This is a genomic window from Roseovarius gaetbuli, from assembly GCF_900172365.1.
Lineage (GTDB): Bacteria > Pseudomonadota > Alphaproteobacteria > Rhodobacterales > Rhodobacteraceae > Roseovarius > Roseovarius gaetbuli.
Map to the genome: position 1 here is coordinate 1 of NZ_FWFJ01000090.1, position 4,131 is coordinate 4,131.

A 4,131-nucleotide genomic window follows, 5' to 3' on the forward strand; every position below is an offset into this window, starting at 1 on the left:
TCCGACCAAAAACGCTTCTTCTGACCCTTCTTGCCCGCCATATCCGCCCTCAAGATGTCCACTATCAATAGTGGACACTTATCAACACACTCTATGAAATGTCAGAGCAGCGAGGCCGGACGCTTACGAAGAACCCGTGGTGCGGGGATTTCGTGGAAACCTGCATCCGCATGGGCCTGCCTGACGAACCGCTGCTCGGCGCGCTGGGCAAAAATCCCTACTGGGCGCGCAACTGGTTGCTGTTCGGGCGCGAGGTGCAGCCGATCATTGGCGCAGTACTGGTCTTTGAGCGCGGATCAGGCGGCCATGTCGGTTTCGCGATCGGTCAGGACGACACCCATTTCTACGTGCTGGGCGGCAATCAATCCGACGCCGTCACCATCGCCAGGATCATCAAGTCCCGCCTTCTCGGCGCGCGCTGGCCCGCGACTTACCCACCCCGCCTGCAACGTCTGGCGACGATGAAGCCCGGCGAATTCCTCTCAACCACCAATGAAATCTGAACAGGAGAAAATCATGCTGAAACCTGCAATCCTCGCGCTGATCCGCCAGGTTCTGACCGTCGCTGGCACTGCGCTGGTTGCCAAGGGCTACGTCCAGGCCTCCGATGTGGAGCCCGTTATCGGTGCACTCCTGACAATTGGCTCGGTACTCTGGTCTGTGATCGACAAGCGTAAAAGGTGACCGCAGCACATTCACGTTGCAAGTTGGACGACTTCTTGACGATTCAAATTGTGGCTGATCCTCGCTACGGTCAGCATTAGACAGCTTTAGCTTCTCCCGTGTCTTTGACAATTTCGAATATTGCGGTCATCGATGACCAAACGTGGTGATCCGGCACGAGTGAAAACTGATCGTCCCCCTTGAAGTAAAACTGCGCAAGGCCAGTGAGCCATGCATGATCAAGAGGAATCAGCGCGTTCGGATTGTGGAAAATCTGTAGTTCGTCGGACCAGCCTTCACGGTAATCAGGATCAGCCACATCATCAGAGAATGGTAGGCCATGAATTGCATCTGGGTCGGGATTGAAGCGAAATCCAATCCTTTGGTAAAGATGATCATCAGCGCCAAAACCTGCCACAACCCCCATGCGGTCAAACTTTGCGATCGTGCCTGCGTTCGAAAATATTACCGCCGATACGTTTTCAACGCCAGGCTGGTCAAAAAAGCCGGATGGAATTGTCTTATCTCCAAACTGATGCGTTGGATTCTTTGTGGCCCGAACCGAAAGTGCGCCGTCGATCATTTCCCATTCGACGCGGTGGCCATAAAGATACGGCCACAAGGCAGATTGGCTAAAGGTCATTGAGCCCAACTGCTCAGCGTCGGCCTGCTTGTGAAAATCAGCGACTGCGATCACGAATGGCTTGCCGATTGTGTTTTCACGCTCCCAATAATGCTTTCCTTGAGCATCAACCTTATTCAACTTACTTGTAAGGGAGGAACCAAACTTCATTGGCATGTAGTCAGAAAGAAAAGCCTTCATTTCTTCGTTGGTCTTGGGCTCTGGGTGAGCGGCCAAAGGGCCAGCTGTTGAGGGCGCGACAGTGGTTGCTTCAACTGTAAATTGAATTCCCGGTGCGCTGCAGAAAAAGTCAGGTGCTTGAAGCTGCTTTACGTCAAACCCTAGCTCTCTGAATGCCGCCCAAAGATACAATTCCCAGAGCCTTTGATCAAACTGACGAAACTGGAACTCCTCGACAAAATGCGGATCAGATGGTGCCAACCATGGTCCAATTTCCCTGACCACCGCACGAGCAGGGGCGCGCCCAGATCGTTCAAGCAATTCCCTGAAGTATGGATGGAGTTTCTCTGGATCGGTTCCTGGCGGTATTCGAAGCACGTCAAAGGGCGCGTTGGGTTCGTCGCCTTGCACTCCCAAAGCAGTGATGTCTTCGTTCTTGATCGAGAAGGCGATCGCATCACGTAAGCCGATGGTTGCATAAGCTTCACTTCTCAGACTCGCTTCGGTCTTTACTGATCGAAACCTCCCAACACGGTCTCGGGCAAGTAAAATCCAGCCGAAGTCGTCATCAACTGTGTCACGGAACACCAAGCCCAGAAGCTTTTCGTCATTATCGCTCCACCAAGAAAGTTCCTCTGCCATGACACGCGCCATCGAAAGCCTCGTGCCCAGCACGTAATGGCTAAATCTTGTATACGTTAAGGATTTTGAAAGTAATTGATCATCGGCGCGTTGAGCCTTTTTTTGCTTAGCAGCACCCATCACATCTCACAATTCTGATTTATACTTATTGGTAAGACACCAATACAGCTAGATGTCCGATTGGCGGCAATTACTTCTTTGGCGCCATGATAATGAACCTTCGTCATTCCTGACTGGAAATTAAAGTAGCATGGTTGTTTTTTCTACGCCTAAGGGCATGGACAACGACCTTCTGCGCCTCAATCCTCTTCGCCCCCTGGCCCTTAAGCTCGCTGCCGGTCAGAAAATCACCAAAGTGCCCGTTTGCCCCGGACGGATGTCCGATGTGAACCCACGAGCGACCGTCAGCCATGTGCGCAACATTCGGGCCTCTTTGGTGTGCTCTGGTGTCGGAGAAGGTGGTGGCAAGCTTTGCCCTGAAACTCGCGATGTAATCGTCCGCATTCCCAAGGAGCACCACGAGAACAGTCCGATCAGAAAGACGACGAAGCCAAGTGTTCATGCAAGCGCTTATGACGGCCCCGGCCTCGCGAGCCTGATATGCTGGAAGAACACAGCTCGATTTCGAGCTGTACTCACCGGACGAACTTCGCCCAGTCATGCTACAGCGAATGACGGAAGCCCATCCAAATGTCGTCTCGCCATCCATCATAAAGCGATCAATATTTTTGAAATTTTGCATCATATAAATAGCTTTCATTGCCTGCAGCAATCGAGGACGGAAATCCTTGAACGCCACAGAGTCATACCCCCCCACTTGGATTGCTCGGGCCATTCCCTCACTCTGCGTGAACCCCTTGGTTTGCCCAAGGACCAAGACCTCTGGATCGGGCGCGCCCCAATAGCCGGGATCATTCACGAGTCGGAATTGGTCATCGTCGAGAGAGCGCTCATGCGCGCCTAGACAGTTCGGCCAGCAAACGCGACATGCGAGTGGTCCGTGATTGGGATAGTTCTGCATTGAAAGCCCTCATGGGTATGCTGGCAACACTATCATGCGTTCAGATACAGAAAACCCAGAATTTCACTCTGCCATCCGTCGCGGACTTGGGCGGATGCTCAACTGCATCGACTCATGTCGCAACTTGGGTCACTTTGTTGACCTATTGTTGACCTGGAAATTCGGACGCAAATAGCCCCGCGGAGGGCGGGGCGTAATGCATTGTAGTTATTGGTATTTTTGGTTGCGGGAGTAGGATTTGAACCTACGACCTTCAGGTTATGAGCCGAAACCCCAGCGATTCCAATAGCTTAGTAAAACCAATTACTTACGCAATAAGCTTTTGATTTCACGCATTTTCCGTTCCGGCTCAGTCCGTCACTGACGGGCTTTCAACGTCCAAAACCGTGCCAAACAGGCGCACACGGGTTGACGTGGCGTTGACATGAATTGCGCGATCATCAATCGCGCAGCGGGGCAGCGCGGCGGAATTCAGCTTCGGAACGGTGCCCACGAAGAATAGATCGAGTGGATTTTTTCGATGTCCAGGTTCTCTGGCGGGGTCGGTGTATGGTGGCCCCTCTGGCGGCACCAATGGTCGCAAAACGGATAGACGCGCGCGCGGCGACATCCTATCCGGGCTTCATGACCAGTGCTGCCTCCCACATCCCGTCTACCGACCGCATCCTTGCAGGCGCTGCCCTGATGGTTGGGTTTCCTGACCGACGGCCGGGTCGAGATGGACAGCAACGCCGTCGAGCGAACGATCAGGCCGATTGCTTTACAGAGGAAGAATGCACTCTTCGCTGGGCACGATGCGGGAGCGCAAAATTGGGCCGTCATCGCGTGGTTGATTGACACCTGCAAGTTGAACAAAGTCGAACCGCATGGCTACCTGGTAATCCCCCCCAAAATTAGTGGTGTTCAAAAGTAGAATTTTCTCGGCAAGATATCTGAGGAGATTTACGATGAAGAACGGACGATTTAGCGACGCTCAGATCATGACGATCCTGAAGCAGGCGGA

The 4,131-nt window shown here is 53.0% G+C and carries 4 protein-coding genes and 1 pseudogene; 3 read left to right on the forward strand and 2 right to left on the reverse strand.

What is annotated here, in order from left to right:
• Positions 1–152 precede the first annotated feature (152 nt).
• Together ROG8370_RS19445 and ROG8370_RS20700 are read left to right on the forward strand one after the other, a co-directional pair.
• A complete protein-coding gene (locus ROG8370_RS19445; protein WP_306372389.1) occupies positions 153–503 on the forward strand; it encodes a C40 family peptidase in 351 nt (116 codons plus the stop codon).
• 13 nt (positions 504–516) lie between these two features.
• Positions 517–684, forward strand: a complete 168-nt coding sequence (locus ROG8370_RS20700) for a Pam3-gp28 family putative phage holin (protein WP_170925315.1) — start codon at positions 517–519, stop codon at positions 682–684.
• A 76-nt stretch (positions 685–760) separates the two neighbouring features.
• Here the strand turns inward: ROG8370_RS20700 and ROG8370_RS19455 are convergent, their stop codons facing one another.
• Entirely contained in the window at positions 761–2,107 is a 1,347-nt protein-coding gene (locus tag ROG8370_RS19455; protein WP_212580137.1) for a hypothetical protein, read from the reverse strand.
• 223 nt (positions 2,108–2,330) lie between these two features.
• On the reverse strand, positions 2,331–2,942 hold the full coding sequence (locus ROG8370_RS19460) for a hypothetical protein (RefSeq protein WP_139838238.1): 612 nt from the start codon (positions 2,940–2,942) through the stop codon (positions 2,331–2,333).
• Between the two features lie 880 nt (positions 2,943–3,822).
• Between ROG8370_RS19460 and ROG8370_RS19465 the strand changes: the two are divergent.
• Positions 3,823–4,041 (forward strand): annotated as a pseudogene (locus tag ROG8370_RS19465) (IS66 family transposase); the annotation flags it as partial.
• Positions 4,042–4,131 lie beyond the last annotated feature (90 nt).